Here is a 17,589-nt window from a genome sequence, read left to right on the forward strand (position 1 = left end):
GAGGACAACGGGCGAAACGCCATCACTATAGTTCTGCTGAACAATTCCGATGATGCGCGTGCGGTGCCGTGGCACATCGCTTGCGCGGTTTCTGGCGTACGCGCGGCGCGGCTTTGCGCGGGTGGCGACTTGCACGAGAAAGGGGGGACGATGAATCGATCAACCAAACAGACTGTGACATGGGTGTTGGCGGTGGCGCTGTCGAGTGCGGCTTATGCTGCGGGCGGTGCGGGCGCGGGCGGCGCAGGGTCAGGAAGCGCTGGCGCGGGCGCGGGCGGCGCAGGGTCAGGAAGCGCTGGCGCGGGTGCAGGCGGTGCAGGGTCAGGAAGTGCTGGTGCAGGTGCAGGCGGCGCAGGGTCAGGAAGCGCTGGCGCGGGTGCAGGCGGTGCAGGGTCAGGAAGTGCTGGTGCAGGTGCAGGCGGCGCAGGGTCAGGAAGTGCTGGTGCAGGTGCAAGCGGCGCAGGGTCCGGAAGTGCTGCTGCGGGCGGCGCAGGCACGGGTAGTGCAGGCGCGGGCGGCACCGGTAGTGCGGGTGCGGGCGGTACAGGAACAGGCAGCGCGGGCGCGGGTGCTGCGGGCACAGGCGCAGGTAGCACGGGCGCAGGCAGTACGGGCGCAGGCACCACGGGCGCGAATGGCACGGGGGGTAACCCGGGTGCAGGTGGCGGGCCTGGGGGACCGGCGGGCGGCGGCCCGGCAGGCGCGGGCGAAGCTTGGGGTTTACAGCCTGGTGCGGTGTATGTAGCGCCAGGCGCTGCGCCGGCCACGAACGACTACTACGGCCCACCGCCGGTTGCGCCCGGCGCGGACAGGGGGATGGGCGCCGGGGAGAATGCCGCCCCGGCCACGAGTGAATACTACGGCCCACCGGGCACCGCGCCGGCGACGAACGGCTACTACGACAGTTCGGGCGGCTATGCCCCGCCAAATGCACCGCCGGGGGCGAATGTGCCGAACTACAACAACGATGTGCACTCGGTTCCGTATGACCCCACGCAGTGACGCATCGACAGTCGTCCCGAACGCCCGTCGATCGCCGCATACGCAACGAAGCCTTCTTCGATGTCGTACGGCAATAGCTCGCGAACGAGCAGACCGAACTCGCGCTGCATCACCGTGGCCGACGCGGGTGACAGCAGGACAGCCTGCTCCACCAATTCACCGGGCCGGAGGGGACTTGTCGGCGCGGTCGAGGCTGAATACGCGCGTGATCATCATATCGATCATCCGGAAAAACCCGTCGGCGCCATAGCCGGCGAGAAACGCAATCGCCGATGCCGATAGTGTCAGCACGCCCGCCCCCGAACTCACCTGCGCCGAGACGGACGCAGGCGTGAAAAACAGCCCGACCGCAAGCCCGGCGATCGCTCCCAGAATCAGGCGCATGATGGCGACCGTTTCATCGTGTGGCGCGAGTATGCTGCCCGTAATCCGGTTGCTCACGTCGCGCAGGAAAGATGCAATCGTGCCGACCACACCAAACATCACCGGCAATACATAGCTTGCGTACGCAGAGAGCACCAGCGTGATCGACTGGATATTCTCCTGCCTGGCGACGTATTCGCCCTCCACCTTTTCCTTGAGCCCAGGAGAAGCCGGAAAAGGAGTCATCAACCAGCGCGATGGCGAGTGGTCGGCAAACGTCGCGACATCGCTGATCGATTTGTCGTAGCGCGCCTGAAAATAGGACCACTGATTGCATAACAGCCTGATCTGATTGCTTTGCTTATCGACCTGGCCCGCATGGCAACGTACCGGCACGCTGTCGTGGCTTTGCTGCGCGGCGGGTATTGCTGCGTTTTCCTTGTCGACTTGTGCATAGATCTGGGCCGTCACATCAGCCGCACTTCGTTGGTCGTCTTCGAATCGTGATGTCAATTGCACGCCATACGCCACCAGCCACAACAGAAGCGCTGCCAGCAGCGTGATGGCCGCGCCCGCCCACGCCACGCTCTTGTGAAAGCGGCGAAACCGCTTTGCGCTCACGACCAGGCCGGGATAGGCCGTTTTCGCGATCTGGGCGCGCGTCTGCGAATGCACGGGCAATGCACTTTGGCGCTTCGAATCCCCGGTCTCCTCGAGAAAAACGTATGTGTAGGCAACCGTCAGGCCGCAAGCCGGAAACGCGATCGTGTTCAATCTGTCTTTCACGTAGAGAAGAAGCGCCGCATTGTCCTCCTTGTCTTGCATGCTCTGAGCAGTCGGTGGCGGATAACGCAGTTCGCAAATACGCTCGATCACCTGATGGGTGGTCAGAACGGCGCCGTTCGCGCTACTCCGGTCCGGGAACTTGATGTCGCCGATATCCGATATATGAGAACCAGGCCGACCGGAAATAAAGTCGAGCAGCAAATGGACTTCATTCAAATCGCGTTTGAAAATGAGTTCGTCGAAAGTATTCGACGCGGATCCATCGTCCGGCACGACAGTGAGAACGGCAGAGTCCATCGTTTCGCTCCGCGTTCTAATCGCCAAAGGAATCGGGAATCAGTGCATTGCCGCGCTGATATGCGTCTTCGAAACGATCCAGGCCGTTCGTGCCGCCGTTGACGAGTTTGCGCGCCGTTGCCATATTCCCGGCAAGCAAGGCGCTCTTGATCGCAAGCTCTTTGTCCGCGAGGAATAGTGCAAGCAGATTTGCCGCGATATTCGGGTCGCAGGCGAGGTCCGGATCCGCGACCAGATCGACGGGTGGCATCAGCTTCGGTCCATACGTCGCGTAGTTCAGCCGGCCAGTGAGTTGAATGAATCCTCTTCCCTTGAAGATCGCGCCGTCTGGCGCGCCCAGGTTACCCAGGTCCTTGCGGTTATCGTAAAGATCGAATGGATGACCCGATGGCGACGTGTTATACCGGGACTGTCCTTCGCCGATGGGCTCGAAGCATTCCACCTCGGCGCGCACGGTGGAAAGCGCCATCAGGACCATGGGCTTGTCGGCCACCTGATGCTTGACCAGCGCCGAGAGTAGCGGTGGCAAATTGGCATTGACATTCCTTATTGGCGTAATGGGAAACATCCGGCTGACGATCTCGACGGTTACTGCGGGAATGGCCGATGGCAACGCATCCGAACTCACAAGGCCGAGTGCGCACAGGGTGCGCGGCCCGGCTACCCCGTCGGGCAATAGCCCTTCGCTTTTCTGAAAGGCGATGACCGCTGCGACTGTGCCTTGCCCATACATGCCGTCGATTGCTCCGGGGCTAAAGTGATGTTCGACGAGCGCATGCTGTAATTCGCTGACGTCGCTGCCGCTATCGCCTTGCTGAAGTACATTGCTTTGCATGCTCGTTCTCCCTTCTATTGCCGCGCCGGGTCAAACGTTAAATCGTGTGATTCAGTTAAGCAGACAGTAGGTGATACTTGGAGCGCCTCCAGAACAAAGGGATTTTTTATGTGGGCTGGCGCACAGTGAAAAATGAATGAATTCATCTAGCACATGCGAAATGAATACTCATCGAGCGATGGGAATCGCCATAAATGGCAAAAGGAATTCAAACAAGTTATTCGGTCCCATGTGAAAGGCTGGACAGTCAGCCTGGACCTGGAGTTTTGATTGGCCACTAGCGACTACTCAGGCTATGACCAGACCGCGCGTGCTGCGTGTTGTTCAGTCAGTCGAAGTGCCCTGGCAGTTGCCACACGAACGCGCCTGGCCCAATCGCAGGCGCCCGGCACTCACGGTCACCTCGGCACCGCAGTCGCATCGGCAAACCCACAGGCCATTGCCGGCGTATCGCTGCGTCGTCAGCTGGCCGAACACCTCGCCGCCCCGCAGCGCAGGCGAGCCCGGCCGGGACCGCCACACACGACGCTGCTCACGGCAGCCGCAATCCCGCGTTTGGCCGCTCTCCACCGCATCCAGCCTCGCAGTCACGTAGGCACCGCACCGGCACTTCCAGAGCCACACGTCGGCGCCGCGATATTGAAGCGCGACAAGGTCGCCGAAGGTACGGCCAGTGACGTCGCGACTCGGCGGAAAGGGCCATTCAGGCGGCAAGGGGGGACGGATACGCTGGTTCACGAACGGTAACTGGGATGCGGCTCTTACCCTCAAGCTTAAAGCATCTTCGATTCGTGATCATTTCTTGAACGCTGCGCCCCTCTATATTCCGGCCAAATTCAGCAAGGTGTTTTTTCACCGCAAAACGCTTTGCGCGACCCCCGCCGCGATACAGAAAACCACCACCACAAGCGGCGGCGCTTTCCATCGCGTCAACAGAAAAAAGCCAATGCACGCGATGGAGAAATCGGCTTGCGTCCCAACCGCGCTGGTCCACACCGGCGAGTAAAGCGCGGCGGCCAGTAGCCCGACGACGGCTGCGTTGACCCCCGCAAGAGCCGCAGACATCGCCGGACGGCTGCGCAACGCGTGCCACCACGGCAGCGCGGCCAGCACGAGCAATAGCCCCGGTAGAAAGATCCCCACGGTAGCCAGCAGCGCGCCGCTCCAATGATTGGGCGGGCCCGCCATCATCCAGCCGAGAAAAGCGGCAAACGTGAAGAGCGGCCCCGGCATGGCTTGCGCCGCGCCATAGCCGGCGAGAAAGTCGTTCGACGCGACCCAACCCGTTGCAACGGTTGCTCGCTGAAGCAAGGGAAGCACCACGTGTCCGCCGCCGAATACGAGCGCGCCGGAGCGATAAAACGCTTCGAATACGCGCACGCCTTGCGCGGCGGCGCTAATCAGCGGGAGCCCGAAAAGCAGCACGCAAAAGATAACCAATGCCGCAATGCCCACCTTGCGCGAGATGGGAAACGCGCCGGGATGCTGGACTGCGGCGCGCGTATCGCCAGCGTTCGTCGTGCGGCACAGTGCGAGCCCGAGCAGGGCGCCCGCGGCGATCGCAATGAGTTGCGCATATACGGTGCTCAGAAGGCTGAGCAGGGCGACGGAGGCGAGTGCGATGCCCGCGCGGCGGCGATCGGGGCACAGACGGCGCGCCATGTCCCAGACCGCCTGGGCCACCACGGCCACCGCAACGAGCTTCAGTCCGTGCACCACGCCGGCGCCCACGGGCCCGCCCAGGTCCGGCGCAATGGCCGCGAAGATCAGCATCGCGAACACCGAGGGCAGTGTGAAGCCGCACCACGCCGCGAGTCCGCCGGCCCATCCTGCCCGCAGCAGGCCAATCGAAAACCCCGTCTGACTGCTGGCGGGGCCTGGCAGGAACTGGCACAGCCCGACCAGATCGGTGAAGGCCTCGTCGTCGAGCCAACGGCGGCGCTCGACGAACTCGCGGCGGAAGTAGCCGAGGTGAGCAATCGGGCCACCAAAGCTCGTCACGCCCAGCCTGAGAAATACCAGCAGCACTTCGAGAGCGCGGCCTGCGGATGAAGCGCGCGGCGATGACATGTCCGTATGCATGGAAGATGGGTAAGGTTCGAGCGGGGCTCGATGTTAGCGGCGCATCATTCTAGACTCGATCGCCTGAGCGAGCCCGCACGCCTTGATGCCGGTATGCTCGTCGAGCCTGATAGATCCCTGAACGTGGCGTTAGTGTCCCTGGGACACCGGATGTCGGATGATCGTGCTGTCTGGTGCGTGCCGTCTGGTGCGCGCCGCTGCCTTAAAATGACTCCGCGAATTCGTTCTTGCGCCTTGCGGCCTATGTCGCGAGGCGGCAGCCCGTTACCGGAGTGACCCCGATGTCCGTCGATATGAAAGCAAGCGCCGCGACCGGCGAAGTCTGGCTGATCCGCCACGGCGAAACCGAGTGGAGCCGCAGTGGCCAGCACACGGGGCGCACGGACATCGCGTTGACCGATCATGGTCGCAAGCAGGCGCGTGCGCTCGCCGGGCCGCTCGCCGCGCTGCGCTTTAACGCGGTGCTCGCGAGCCCGATGTCGCGCGCCATCGAGACCTGCCAGCTGGCGGGCCTCGGCGAAGAGATGAGGGTGTCGGCCGATCTGCACGAATGGGATTACGGCATCTACGAGGGCCGCACGACCGCCGATATCCGCAAGACGGAGCCGGACTGGAGCATCTGGCATTCGCCGATCCCGCACGGCGAGAGCCTCACGCAGATCGAGGCGCGCGCTCGCGGCGTGGTCGAGAGCCTGCTCGCGATACTCGCTCAGGGCGGGTCCGGCGCGCGCGGCGGTGCGGGCCGGCGCATTGCCGTTTTCTCGCACGCGCATTTTCTGCGTGTGCTCGCGGGATACTGGATCGGCAATTCGGCGGCGCTCGGCGCGCATCTCTATCTGGACACGGCGACGATCAGCATCCTCGGCTTCGACCGCGAGAGCCGCGCGATCCGGCGCTGGAACGCGCGGCCCGAAGGGTGCGAGTAGCGTGTGAGCAAGGCGCCGCCGAACACAATTCGCAGAAATAAGCGCTTGACCTGGAGTGCACTCGAAGTCCCACCATCCAGCATGTCGTTGAGGGAAACACATGAAGATTGGCGATCTGGCAAGCCTGACGGGCCTCTCCGTCCATACGATCCGTTACTACGAGCGCATCGGGCTGATACCGTTCGCGCTGCGCGACGCGTCGGGGCAGCGTGCCTACGACCGGTCGATTCTCGAATGGCTCGGGTTTCTGGGCCGCCTGAAGAAGACCGGCATGCCGATCCAGGGCATGTTGCGCTACGCGGAGCTGCGCGCGCAGGGCGCCGCTACGCAAAGCGAGCGCTGCGAGCTGCTGGTGGCGCACCGCGAGGCCGTGCGCGAACATATTGCCGAGCTTCAATCGTGTCTTCTCGCACTCGATGCCAAGATCGAAGGCTATTCGACCGCCCCCCTATCTTTGCGAGGCAAGGCACATGCAGAACTTCACGAATCGGCAGAATCAGGTCAACGGACAACGCGAAGCGGACGCACACGGCGCGCCCCAGGAAAGCCGGCTCGCGCGCGGCCAGCGCATGCTCGCGGCGATTGACGGCAGCGCGGGCGAGCATGTGGTTGCCTCGCTCGCGGACATCGCGCCCGATTTCGCGCGCTATTTGCTGGAATTTCCGTTCGGCGATATTTACGCGCGGCCCGGGCTCGACCTGCGCTCGCGCGAGATCGCGACCATTGCGGCGCTCACCGCGCTAGGCCATGCGCAGCCGCAACTCAAGGTGCATGTCGCCGCCGGGCTGAATGTGGGCTTGAGCGAAGAGGAGATCGTCGAGACCATCATGCAGATGGCCGTTTATGCGGGCTTTCCCGCGGCGTTGAACGGCTTGTTTTCGGCGCGCGAGGTGTTTGCCGCGCAGCGTGCGGGTGGCGGCGAGGGCGTGACGGTAGAGGAGAATGCGTGAGGACGTGAGGGCGTTTTCGAAGTGCTAGTCTGGCAAGATCACGTCGATCGCGCCGGGCAGCAGCGGTTTTGCCGCTCATATCGAGCAGCCAGTAACGGTCGGGGCGCTAGCGGACGCGTAAATGTCGTGGAGCGGAGCGCGGCGGGCTTCAATGCCCCGGCCCGGTTTCGTGGACGCAGCTAAGCACGAGCGTGTCGCCAGGCGACGCGCCTGCGCTAAGCGCCGCGTCATGAAATTCGTGGCCGCCGCATCTCCATTGCGCGCGATAGTCGACGCGACACGCCCGGGATGCCTCGTTGCGTATTGAAGGCGGCATGCCCTGGACGCGTGACGATGGCGCACCCATCGCGCGCGCGTCGAGCACATAGCCGCAGGTCCGCAAACCGTTGCAGTGCCGCGCGAGATCGCGCGTGACGTTGCCGCGCGGTGCCCCGCAATTGGCGCCCCACGTGCCGGATACGATGGCGATCGTCGTTTGCGCCGCCGTTTGCGTGATCGTTTGTGCAGTCGTTTGCGCCGTCGTTTGCGCCGTCGTTTGCGCTGCCGTTCGCATAACCGGCATGCCTCGCGAGGGCGAGATCGGCGCCACAATGGGCTTCATGGTGTTCGCTGCAACGCTTTCCGACCACACGGCGAAAGCGACGAAGGCCAGCGTGCCCAGCAGGATCCAACCGGCGGGTTTCATGATGTGCCTCCCTCGCGGAGTGCTTTGGCACTGACTCCGTGCCCATCTGGAGCACTTCGCTTCTGTCAATAATAGGTCGCCTGACGACGCGCGCTGCACGCGGGACGCGCGCGCCCGGCTCTGGTGCGTGACTTCGCTGCGGTGCACCAACAGTTTTCATCGATCGCACATGATTGGTGGGGCGCGGCGCATGGCGTGTCATCAGACGTTTATCGAGCGCGCTGCCGCCAGAGCGGAGCCGCTTGCCGGCAGCCCTTATTGCAGGCTGTCGCGACCATCGAGTCACCTTCCCTTTTTATCGCTGGCATGTGTATTGCTTTTGATACGCCGCGAGGCCGACGCTGGCCTCGGCGATTTCAGTTCGCCCCGCAGACGCGCGGCGATTACCGCAAGCACGCCGCGTGAAGAGGCTTGGTTGAAACATCGGATTACGAAATAAACGAATCCACACGCCGCTGGTTGCAGAGATTCATTACCTGGAATGACCTGGAGAGAGCCTCGTGAAAGATCTTTTGAGTTCGCTGAAGAGCGGCAACTGGCGTGCGCTGGTTGCGTGCTTTCTGTATTTCGACACGGGATTTACGGTGTGGGTGATGTTCGGCCCGCTGGCGCCGTTCATCCAGAAGGATGTCGAGATGACGCCGGCCGAACTCGGCCTGCTCGTCGCGGTGCCGGTGCTGGGCGCGGCCATTCTGCGCGTGACGCTGGGCAACCTGTATCAGGCCTGCGACGGCCGCAAGGTCGCGCTGATGGGCATCGCGCTTTCCGCCGTTCCCGCGCTCGTGCTGCTGCTGATGCCGGGCGCGCCGTCCTATACGCTGCTGCTCGTGCTCGGCGTGCTGCTGGGCGTGGGCGGCGCGAGCTTCGCGGTGGCGCTGCCGATGGCGGGCAGCAACTATCCGCCGAAAGTGCAAGGCCTCGTGCTCGGGCTCGCGGCTGCCGGCAATATCGGCGCGGTGCTCGACGGTTTCCTGTTCCCGGGGCTTGCCAACAGCTACGGCTGGACGCGCGCCACGGGCGCGGCGCTGCCGCTGCTTGGCCTCGCTGCAATGGCCGTGTGCTTCTGGGCCCGCGACCTCGGCCAGAAGTCGGGCAGCGCGTCGCAGGCACTGCGCGCGTTCTGCATCGCGCTGGTGGGCCTGCTCGCGCTGGTGCTCGCCGTGCATGCGGGCGTGTTCGGGGCCGGCAAGACCGGCGTGCTGCTGCTGCCGGTGATGGGCGCGCTGCTCGCGATTGCCGTGCTGCCGCGCCACTATCGCGGCGTGCTCGCCGAAGGCGACACGTGGGTCGTCATGCTCGTGTACAGCATCACGTTTGGCGGCTTCGTGGGCATGTCGTCGTATGTGACGACGCTGCTGGTCTCGCTCTATCAGGTGCCCAAGCTGGAGGCTGGCGTGATCATGTCGCTGCTCGCGCTCACCGGCGCGATGGTGCGCCCGGTTGGCGGCCTGATCGCCGATCGCATCTCGGGCGTGCGCGCGCTCGTGCTGCTGCTCGCGGCTATCTCGCTGTGCGATTTCGCGTTCGCAGCCTGGATGCCGCCGCTCGGCGCAGGCATCGCGCTGCTCGCGCTTACCTATGTGTGCTTCGGTCTCGGCAACGGCGCGACGTTCCAGCTCGTGCCGCGCCGCTGGCATGGACGCACGGGGCTGATGTCGGGCATCGTGGGCGCGGCGGGCGGCATCGGCGGATTCTATCTGCCCGTGATCATGGGCATTGCGAAGGAAAGCACGGGCAGCTATCAGATGGGTTTTGCGACCTTCGGCGTGCTTGCGGCGCTGGCGTTCATGCTGGTGCTCGCGCATCGCGCGCGCTGGCTCGAATGGGCGCTGCCGCAGGAGGCCGGCGCGGCGCAGCCGGCGGTCGTGCAGCCTGTGGAGGCGCAGGCCGGGAATTGAGCGGCGAGACGTGGGAGCGCGAAAGAGCGGGATATGCACTGCAGTCAACAGTCACGCTCTGTCGCAACCTGTGAGTTTTTTGTACGAAGCCGCGAGCGCATGAATTTGGGGTGCGATGAAGATGATCCGCCGCTACCTCAGATTTGCCCCAAAACCACGGTCCAGGAACCATTTCCCGACACGATTTCTGTCGGACCCGGGGAGACAGCCGGCGCATCATGTAAACTATGCGCCTGGTCTATGTCCTCCATTCAACGGGTTTTGTCGATGAGTACGATTCTTGAAAGTGTTCCGGTTGGTCAAAAAGTAGGTATTGCGTTCTCGGGCGGCCTCGACACCAGCGCCGCGCTGCACTGGATGCGCAAGAAGGGCGCCGTGCCGTATGCCTATACCGCCAACCTCGGCCAGCCCGACGAAGACGACTACGATTCGATCCCGCGCCGCGCGACGGAATACGGCGCCGAAGGCGCCCGCCTGATCGACTGCCGCGCGCAGCTCGTGGCGGAAGGCATCGCCGCGCTGCAAAGCAGCGCGTTCCATGTCTCCACGGGTGGCGTCACCTACTTCAACACCACGCCGCTCGGGCGCGCCGTGACGGGCACAATGCTCGTCGCCGCGATGAAGGAAGACGGCGTCAACATCTGGGGCGACGGCTCGACCTACAAGGGCAACGATATCGAGCGCTTCTACCGCTACGGCCTGCTCGTCAATCCGGATCTGAAGATCTACAAGCCGTGGCTCGACCAGTTGTTCATCGACGAACTCGGCGGCCGCGCGGAAATGTCGGAGTTCATGCGCCAGTCGGGCTTCGCGTACAAGATGTCGGCGGAAAAGGCCTATTCGACGGACTCGAACCTGCTCGGCGCGACGCACGAGGCCAAGGATCTGGAGAGCCTGGAATCGGGCATCAAGATCGTCAACCCGATCATGGGCGTGGCGTTCTGGCGCGACGACGTCAAGGTCGACCGCGAAGAAGTCACGATCCGCTTCGAGGAAGGCCAGCCGGTCGCGCTGAACGGCAAGACGTTCCCGAACGCCGTGGAACTGCTGCTCGAAGCGAACCGCATCGGCGGCCGTCACGGTCTGGGCATGAGCGACCAGATCGAGAACCGCATCATCGAGGCGAAGAGCCGCGGCATCTACGAAGCTCCGGGCATGGCGCTGCTGCACATCGCCTATGAGCGTCTCGTCACCGGCATCCACAACGAAGACACCATCGAGCAGTACCGCGAGAACGGCCGCCGTCTGGGCCGCCTGCTGTACCAGGGCCGCTGGTTCGACCCGCAGGCGATCATGCTGCGCGAAACGGCCCAGCGCTGGGTCGCGCGTGCGATCACGGGCGAAGTGGCGCTCGAACTGCGCCGCGGCAACGACTACTCGATCCTGAGCACGAAGTCGCCGAACCTGACGTACCAGCCGGAACGCCTCTCGATGGAGAAGGTGGCTTCGACGTTCTCGCCGCGCGACCGTATCGGCCAACTGACGATGCGCAATCTCGACATCACCGACACGCGCGACAAGCTGCGCGTCTACTCGCAAGTCGGCCTGCTCACGCCGGGCGAGGCGTCGGCGCTGCCGCAGATCAAGGACGAGAAGAAGTAAATCGGCTGGCGGGCTGGGCGGCCTTCAGGAACAGGGCCGCCGTGGTTCGCGAGCTTTAAAAATCCCCGCGTTATCGGGCCGTTTGCAATGAACGGTCTGGGGCGCGGGGATTTTTTTGTCTGGGTTTTCGCACCCCGCTGCGGCTACTTCTCGAACCAGTATTCAAACTCGGTGTGGTTCTGGTTGAAGGCCTTGGTGTCGGACGTGGTTTCCGCGCGCACGATGCCGCGAATGCCGCGGAACTTGCCGGTGCCGCCGGTGATATCCAGTTCCGTGAGGTTCTTCAGACGGTTGCTGTCTGGCAGCTTGTGGTTGAGGAAGTATCCACGCGCAAAAATCTTGTCGCCGTTCTCCATGCGGTATTCGACATAGCTGCGTCCGAGCCCGTTCAGGTCGGTCAGATCGCTCGTGGCGCGAATGACGGCTTCCTTGAGAACGATGCCTTCGATCGTCTGGTCTTTGCCGCCGTAATTGCGCACTAGCTCATATAGCCGTAGCTTGTGCTCGGGCACATCACCGACTTCGAGGATGTATTGCTGCGTGTACTTGTTTCCGCTCGCTGGTGCATCGAATGCCGCGATATGCGTCTGTTGTGCGTTGGCGGTCGTCGAAACGAAAAGCACGCCGCATAGCGTCGCCAGCATTCCGGGTTGCATGGTCGTCTCCCAGCGGGGAACCTGCTGCACTCTAGCAAGAACCTTTTCACCCCACCATCAGCTTCAACCCCGCCGGCAACGCCTCCCCAAACACGCGGCCCGTATCGGCGTTATCGAGCGTCACGACTTCGCGCACCATCTCGATCCACGTATGCGGGGCGTTCGCGCTTTCGAGCCGCCGCAGAACCGCTTCACGCACGGCAGGCTCCAGATCGCGCGAGCGGTCGCCGGTCATGCGCGCGATCTGCGCGGCGGCGAACATGGCCGGCTCGACCTTCTTCCAGTCGAGCGCGAGGATCGCGTCGAGCCAGCGCGCGGCCACCTCGGGCGCCACGACGCCATGCGCGCTGCCGTAAAACGGCAGGCGCGCGCCGATGCGCCCCACGGCCCACCAGCTCTGATGATTCTCCGCGGGCTTTTGCAAACGCCCCAAAAGCTGCTCGCCGATTTCGATCTTGCGTTCAGCCGCGATGCGTTCGAGCGAAGCGTAGAGCCGCACCATGTCCGCGTGACCGAGCTTGGCGGGATCGAACGGCAGCTTGTGTTTTTTCGAGCTCGCCGCTTCTTCTAGCCAGCGCATCGCTTCGAGCACCTGCTCCTGTTCCTCTTCGCCGAGCCCGCCCGCCGTGCGCCGCCACAGCGTCCACCACTCGGACCACACCTGGCCTTCGTTGACGTGCTGGATGCCGTCGTCGAAGAGGGTCCAGAGCTGCTCGACACGCCACTCGTCGAGCGGATAGCCGAAGCCCGGGCGCACGCAGAAGCCCGCGAGATTGAGCCACAGCCGCTCGTGATCGGGCGAGCGGCGCCGCCGTCCTGCACGCTCCCATAGCGCGCCGAACAGCTCGCGCAGCAGCGGGCCGTCCCAGTTCTGGCGCGGCCCGAGACAGTGTTCGAGTTGCGCGCGCAGGCGCTTCACGTCCTTGTGGTCGACCTTCGCCGACTTCGGGCCGAATACGCGGTCGATCAGGGCGATGGCTTCGTCGAGGCCGGTGTGACGCGCGGCCTGGCCCGCCTGCGCGCCCGAGGCTTCGTCGCGACGAAGCTGGAATTCGAGCAGCCAGCGCTGTGCGTCGTCGTCGGTGGCGATGCAGCGGACTTCCAGCGTGCCCACCTCGGTTAGCTGCGCCGTGAGCCGTACCGGCCGCTCCTGTTCCGCGCGACTGCCCTGGGCGCCCTCGGCATGCTGGCGCTGCACCACGGTGGAGAGCGGCGGCAGGCGCACGAAGTCGGCCGACGCAATATCGGCGATCTCGCCGGGCCGCCAGGCCGTGTCCGCGACCGTCGAGACCAGGTGAAATTGCACGGGGTGGCCCAGACGCAGCGCGAACACGCGGTCGTCGAGACGCACCTCGTGGCCTTCCTCGGTGCCGCGCGGCAGCAGGCAGACGCCGCGCGTTTTCACGTCGTCGTCCGCGCTCCTGCCATTTTCTTCGTCGAGCACGAGGAAGTAGCTGCGCGGCGAGCCGCCGCCGATGCGCGGCGCGCGCCCCTTGCGCGCCAGTGCGAAGGCGACGGCGCCGCGCGCGACCGCCACATCGGGCTGGTCGTTTTGCAGCACCGTGAGCGGCTGCTGGCGCCAGGCGCCCAGCGTTTCGCGCAGCCGTCCGGAGAGCGCTTTTGCGCGAAACACGCCGCCGTTGAGCAGCAGCGTATCTGGCACAGGAAGGGGCGCGGGCAGCGCCGTTTCAAGGCCCGGCCTCGCCGTTTCATTGCCGCCCGCCACGCCCAGCGCCTCGCGCGACTGCGCGGCGAAGCGGTGCAGGAACGCCGCGATATGCCGCGTGATCGCGGCGTCGGCGGCGTAGGGCAAGCCGAATTCGACGATGGCCGCGCGCGAGCGGCGCGGCAGGTCGTCGGGGCCGCCCGAGGGGAAAAAGCCATCCACGACGATGCGCTCGGCCTCGTCGCGGGCAAGCTGGGTCGTGCGCGCGCCGCCGATCAGCCGCGCGCCCGCACCGAGCAGCGTCACGCCAACGGCATCGGGCGCGGCGTCGCCCAGCAATTGTTCTTTCGCGACGCGGCAGCGCTCGACGAGCTGCGAAAGGCTCGCGGCGCTCAGGCGCGCGTTTTCGCCCGCGAGCCGGCTTTCGGCCAGATGCGCGAGCGCGAGATCCATGTTGTCGCCGCCCAGCATCAGGTGGTTGCCCACGCCGATGCGGCTCAGTTGCGGCTCGCCGTTCTCGTCGACATGGACCTTGATGAGCGTGAGGTCGGTGGTGCCGCCGCCCACGTCGCACACCAGCACGAGGCGGGTTTGCGCGAGCTCGGCCTGCAACGACTCGCGATGGTGGAACAGCCAGTCGTAGAACGCGGCCTGCGGCTCTTCGAGCAGGCGCAGCGCGGGCAGCCGCGCGCGCCGTGCCGCTTCGAGCGTGAGCGCGCGTGCGCCGTCGTCGAACGAGGCGGGCACGGTGAGCACGACGTCCTGCTCTTCGAGCGGCGCGTGCGGAAAACGGTGATTCCACGCGGCGCGCACGTGCGCGAGGTAGCTCGCGCTCGCATCCACGGGCGAGACCTTGCCGACCTCGTCGGGCGCGCCCCACGGCAGGATGGGCGCGAGCCGGTCCACCGACGCATGCGAGAGCCAGCTCTTCGCACTGGCGACGAGCCGGCCCGGCACCTGTGCGCCGAGCGTGCGCGCGAGGCGGCCGACGACGGGCGGAACAGCGGTTGCATCGCCTGCATCAGCAGGGGCGCGTTGAGATGCGCCTTGAGGCGTGCCCCACGGCAATTGCAGCGCATCGGGCGCAAGCTCGCCCGGCGCGGGGTGATAGCGCGCCGAGGGCAGGAGCGGCTGCGCGCCCACCTCGCCGGGCGCGGTGAGCTGCTCGATATCGAAGACGCGGATCTCGTCCGCGCCCGCTTCGGCGTAGGCAACGACCGTGTTGCTCGTGCCGAGGTCGATCCCTACGACGTATCGCTTTATTTTGCTCAAGACGTGCTCAAGAGACGGTTGGGCAGTTTCAGGCGCTCGCGCCGCCGCGCACGTCGAATTCGACCTTCCAGCGCTCGTTGCTGCCGCTCGGCACGGCTTCGAGCTCCAGCGTCCCCGCTTCGGTCACGCGCGCGTGCAGCTTGACCGGCACGACTTCACCGGGCGTGCGGCCTTCGGAGGGCAGCGTGGCCTGGATCTCTTCGAGCTCTTGCAGTTCTTCCGGCGACCAGTAGTCGAGCAGCGTGCCCACCTGGTCCTGGCGGCGCACCGAAGAGCCGAAGAAGCGGAAGTGCACCGGCTCGCCCACCACGAGGCCGAACTCTTGCGCCGGCAGCGCGGCATCCGTGCCTTCCTCCATGCCGAACGGCGCGACGCAGAGCGCCGAGACCGGCGGCTCGAGCCCCGGCACCGCGGGCATGGCCGATTCGATCGCCACGTAGTACGCACGCGCCGTGCCTCCACGGATGCGCACGCCCTTGCCGCGCTTCACATAGCCGTAGTACGCCGCGCCGCGCGCGACCGCGAGGTCGAGGTCCGCGCCGCCCAGGAGGCGTGCGGCCGGCGCGCCTTCGGCCGCGAGCCAGCCGTTGAGGATATCGAGCACGCGCCCGGAAAGCAGCGGCGACTTGAACACGCCGCCGTTGAACAGCACCGCCGTGGGATGCAGGAAGCTCGCGCCCTCGGCGCTTGCCGCTGGCGCGCCGAAGCCTTCGAGTTCCGCAAGCGCGCCCACCTGGCGGCCGAGGAACGCCGCGAGGTGGCGCGTCACGCCCGCGTCCTGCGCGTAGGGCAGGCCAAGCTGCGTGAGGCCGGCACGGGCGCGCGTGACGGGGCGCGCCGCTGCGTCCACCTGCGGGAAGAAACCTTCGAGGATGATCTGCGTAAGCTCGGTGCGCGTGAGTTCGGTGCGGATCGAGCCGCCGATCAGCTTCGAGCCGCGGCTCGGCACGACGAGCGGCACGGTCTCCACGCTCGGATCGGAGAGCAGCGTCTCCTTGGCCGAGCGGCACGCGTAGGTGAGTGCGCGCAGTTGCCACGGATCGGCCTGGGTGCCCTGCGCCGCGAGCTTGCGCGCGACCACGTGGGCGAGCGCGAGATCCATGTTGTCGCCGCCGAGCAGGATGTGCTCGCCCACCGCCACGCGGTGCAGCTCCAGGTTGCCTTCGCGCTCGATCACGGCGATCAGCGAAAGATCGGTCGTGCCGCCGCCCACGTCCACCACGAGGATGATGTCGCCGACCTTCACTTCCTTGCGCCACGCGCCGCCGCTCTTCTGGATCCAGCTATAGAGCGCGGCCTGCGGCTCTTCCAGCAGCGTCATGCGCGTATAGCCGGCCGCCTGCGCGGCTTCGGCCGTGAGTTCGCGCGCGGCCGGATCGAACGAGGCGGGAATCGTGACGGTGATGTCCTGCTCGACGAACGGCGCGTCGGGGTTCGCGTAGTCCCAGGCCTCGCGCAGATGCGTGAGATAGCGGATCGAGCTTTCGAGCGGCGAAACCCGCGCGACTTCGGGCGGCGCGTCGTTGGGCAGGATCGCGGCGCGACGGTCCACGCCGGGATGGCAGAGCCAGCTCTTGGCGCTCGACACGAGACGGATGGGCGTGCCGGCGCCACGGCTGCGCGCCATTTCACCCACGGCGTATTCGCGCGAGGTGGTCCAGGGCAGCGTGAGGTCGCCCGGCGTCAGCTCGCCCTCATTGGGCAGGTAGAGGAACGAGGGCAGCAACTCGGGCGACTCGATCGCGCCGGGCGCGGTCAGTTGCGTGACGGGCAGCACGCCCTGAGTGGCCTTTTCGCCATCGCTGCCGGCGAGGTCCACGAAGGAGAGGGCGCAATGCGTGGTGCCGAGGTCGACACCGATGGAATAACGCGGTTCGCTCACAGTTCCACCTCTGCCGGTGCGAGCACCTTGGCGTCGTTCGACTTCACGAGCTTGGGCAGCTTGACGTCTTCGACGCGCCAGCCGCGATGGCTGATCGTGCCGTTGTACGGCGCCGCGCCCACCACGTTGCCGGTCAGGCGGATGGCGGTGGCGTCGAAGCCTTCGGCGATGGTCACGCGGCTGCCTTCGGCTTCCGTGCGCACCGGGCGGATCGTGAAGTGCTCGCGCAGCGTCGCGCGGCAGCCTTCGTGCACGAGGCGCGCGGCGGCGCCGATGTCGGCATCGCCATAGTTGGCGATGTCTTCTTCCACGAAATCCACGAAGCGGGCGTTGCGCTGGAGCAGGCCCAGCAACTGGAGCGCCGACTGCGGGCTGGCTTCCTCGATAGCGGCCACGGGTGCCGGCTTGGCGACGGGCGCTGCGGCGGGAGCCGGAGGCTGGGGCGCGGCAGGCGCGGCAGGTGCGACAGGTGCGATGGTTTCGCCGTTGCGCAGACGGCGCACGCCGGCGGCCAGCTCGGCGTTGCCGAGAATGGCGAAGAACGATCCGAAGGCAAGCGAAAGCCTGCCCGCGAAAGAAATCCTGGGTTCGGTCATCAAAACAGCTCCAATGGGCCCGCCCGTCTGGGCGAGCGGTCCGGCCGGCCTCGCGTCGAGGCGCTCACACTACGTCATGGGGACGTCCATC

Annotated in this window: 15 protein-coding genes; 7 read left to right on the top strand and 8 right to left on the bottom strand. The window is 65.6% G+C overall.

What is annotated here, in order from left to right; genetic code table 11:
- The first annotated feature begins 214 nt into the window (after positions 1-214).
- Both L5014_RS00620 and L5014_RS00625 read left to right on the top strand, forming a co-directional pair.
- Positions 215-745, top strand: coding sequence for a hypothetical protein (locus L5014_RS00620; protein ID WP_238461655.1), 531 nt, complete (start codon positions 215-217; stop codon positions 743-745).
- On the top strand, positions 736-1,002 hold the full coding sequence (locus L5014_RS00625; RefSeq protein WP_238461656.1) for a hypothetical protein: 267 nt from the start codon (positions 736-738) through the stop codon (positions 1,000-1,002). Before L5014_RS00620 ends, L5014_RS00625 begins: the two co-directional genes overlap by 10 nt.
- Before the next feature lie 156 nt (positions 1,003-1,158).
- Here the strand turns inward: L5014_RS00625 and L5014_RS00630 are convergent, their stop codons facing one another.
- From L5014_RS00630 to chrA, 3 genes are all read right to left on the bottom strand, one after another.
- Entirely contained in the window at positions 1,159-2,448 is a 1,290-nt protein-coding gene (locus L5014_RS00630) for a hypothetical protein (RefSeq protein ID WP_238461657.1), read from the bottom strand.
- 16 nt (positions 2,449-2,464) lie between these two features.
- Positions 2,465-3,283 carry a peptidoglycan-binding protein gene (locus tag L5014_RS00635; RefSeq protein ID WP_238461658.1) on the bottom strand — a complete coding sequence of 273 codons (819 nt, stop codon included), beginning with the start codon at positions 3,281-3,283 and terminating at the stop codon, positions 2,465-2,467.
- Between the two features lie 852 nt (positions 3,284-4,135).
- Positions 4,136-5,365 carry a chromate efflux transporter gene (gene chrA, locus L5014_RS00640; RefSeq protein WP_238461659.1) on the bottom strand — a complete coding sequence of 410 codons (1,230 nt, stop codon included), beginning with the start codon at positions 5,363-5,365 and terminating at the stop codon, positions 4,136-4,138.
- A gap of 281 nt (positions 5,366-5,646) precedes the next feature.
- On the opposite strand from chrA, the gene L5014_RS00645 reads away from it, so the two are divergent.
- From L5014_RS00645 to L5014_RS00655, 3 genes are all read left to right on the top strand, one after another.
- Complete coding sequence (locus L5014_RS00645) at positions 5,647-6,291, top strand: histidine phosphatase family protein (RefSeq protein WP_238461660.1); 645 nt, start codon at positions 5,647-5,649, stop codon at positions 6,289-6,291.
- Positions 6,292-6,391: 100 nt separating this feature from the next.
- Positions 6,392-6,877 (top strand): MerR family transcriptional regulator, encoded by a 486-nt coding sequence (locus L5014_RS00650; protein WP_238461661.1) that lies wholly within the window; start codon positions 6,392-6,394, stop codon positions 6,875-6,877.
- Positions 6,861-7,241 carry a carboxymuconolactone decarboxylase family protein gene (locus L5014_RS00655; protein ID WP_238461662.1) on the top strand — a complete coding sequence of 127 codons (381 nt, stop codon included), beginning with the start codon at positions 6,861-6,863 and terminating at the stop codon, positions 7,239-7,241. The genes L5014_RS00650 and L5014_RS00655 overlap by 17 nt, the downstream gene beginning before the upstream one ends.
- Positions 7,242-7,389: 148 nt before the next feature.
- Here L5014_RS00655 and L5014_RS00660 read toward each other — a convergent pair whose 3' ends face one another.
- Positions 7,390-7,926 (bottom strand): hypothetical protein, encoded by a 537-nt coding sequence (locus L5014_RS00660; protein WP_238461663.1) that lies wholly within the window; start codon positions 7,924-7,926, stop codon positions 7,390-7,392.
- Positions 7,927-8,426: 500 nt separating this feature from the next.
- Between L5014_RS00660 and L5014_RS00665 the strand changes: the two genes are divergently transcribed.
- Positions 8,427-9,824 carry an MFS transporter gene (locus L5014_RS00665; RefSeq protein ID WP_238461664.1) on the top strand — a complete coding sequence of 466 codons (1,398 nt, stop codon included), beginning with the start codon at positions 8,427-8,429 and terminating at the stop codon, positions 9,822-9,824.
- Positions 9,825-10,091: 267 nt separating this feature from the next.
- On the top strand, positions 10,092-11,426 hold the full coding sequence (gene argG / locus L5014_RS00670) for an argininosuccinate synthase (protein WP_238461665.1): 1,335 nt from the start codon (positions 10,092-10,094) through the stop codon (positions 11,424-11,426).
- A 143-nt stretch (positions 11,427-11,569) separates the two neighbouring features.
- On the opposite strand, the gene L5014_RS00675 is transcribed toward argG, so the two are convergent.
- Genes L5014_RS00675 through L5014_RS00690 form a run of 4 tightly spaced genes read right to left on the bottom strand, consistent with a single transcriptional unit; the run spans position 11,570 to position 17,498 of the window.
- Positions 11,570-12,082, bottom strand: coding sequence for a dirigent protein (locus tag L5014_RS00675; protein ID WP_238461666.1), 513 nt, complete (start codon positions 12,080-12,082; stop codon positions 11,570-11,572).
- 46 nt (positions 12,083-12,128) lie between these two features.
- A complete protein-coding gene (locus L5014_RS00680; RefSeq protein WP_238462107.1) occupies positions 12,129-15,011 on the bottom strand; it encodes an Hsp70 family protein in 2,883 nt (960 codons plus the stop codon).
- A gap of 37 nt (positions 15,012-15,048) precedes the next feature.
- On the bottom strand, positions 15,049-16,902 hold the full coding sequence (locus L5014_RS00685; protein ID WP_238461667.1) for an Hsp70 family protein: 1,854 nt from the start codon (positions 16,900-16,902) through the stop codon (positions 15,049-15,051).
- Complete coding sequence (locus tag L5014_RS00690; RefSeq protein ID WP_238461668.1) at positions 16,899-17,498, bottom strand: DUF2760 domain-containing protein; 600 nt, start codon at positions 17,496-17,498, stop codon at positions 16,899-16,901. Before L5014_RS00690 ends, L5014_RS00685 begins: the two co-directional genes overlap by 4 nt.
- Positions 17,499-17,589 lie beyond the last annotated feature (91 nt).

Origin of the sequence: Paraburkholderia tagetis, assembly GCF_022213065.1 — a bacterium.
GTDB lineage: Bacteria > Pseudomonadota > Gammaproteobacteria > Burkholderiales > Burkholderiaceae > Paraburkholderia > Paraburkholderia tagetis.